Genomic DNA, 951 nt, shown 5'->3' on the forward strand with positions numbered 1-951 from the left:
ACGGATCGATTATCCAAAACGCTGAAAAATATCAGTGGTAAAGGTCGTCTGACCGAAGACAACATTAAAGAAACCCTGCGTGAAGTTCGTATGGCCCTTTTAGAGGCTGACGTTGCACTTCCTGTTGTTCGCGAATTCGTAAACCGCGTTAAAGAAAAAGCGGTGGGCGTAGAAGTTTCTAAATCCTTAACTCCGGGCCAAGAATTCATCAAGATCGTTCAAGCAGAGCTTGAAGCGGTAATGGGTGAGTCTAACGAAGCGCTTAACCTAGCAGCACAGCCGCCAGCAGTACTTTTGATGGCAGGTCTGCAAGGCGCAGGTAAAACCACATCGGTAGGTAAGCTATCTAAGCTTCTAAAAGAGCGCGATAAGAAGAAAGTTCTTGTGGTGTCTGCCGACGTTTACCGTCCTGCGGCGATCAAACAGTTAGAAACACTAGCATCAGACATCGGTGTCGACTTCTTCCCATCTTCACCAGATCAAAAGCCACTTGATATTGCTAACGCAGCAATCGACCACGCGAAGAAGAAATTCTACGACGTATTAATTGTCGATACCGCGGGTCGTTTGGCTATCGATGAAGAAATGATGGGGGAGATCAAAGATCTTCACTCAGCTATCAATCCTGTTGAGACGCTGTTCGTTGTTGATGCAATGACAGGTCAAGATGCGGCGAACACAGCAAAAGCCTTTGGTGATGCACTACCACTTACTGGTGTGATTCTTACCAAGGTTGACGGTGACGCGCGTGGTGGTGCGGCGCTGTCAGTTCGTCATATCACGGGCAAGCCAATTAAGTTCTTAGGTGTCGGTGAGAAAACTGACGCACTAGAACCATTCCACCCGGACCGAGTAGCATCACGTATTCTTGGCATGGGTGACGTTCTGTCTTTGATTGAAGACCTACAACGCAATGTTGACCAAGAAAAAGCAGAGAAGCTAGCGAAGAAG

The 951-nt window shown here is 47.5% G+C and carries 1 protein-coding gene; it reads left to right on the forward strand.

Annotated features, from left to right (window positions below; all coding sequences use genetic code 11):
* Positions 1–951 (forward strand): signal recognition particle protein (locus R8O11_RS25685; RefSeq protein WP_318194671.1); only part of this gene is annotated, 951 nt, incomplete at both ends.

This window comes from Vibrio sp. 1288 (assembly GCF_033344475.1).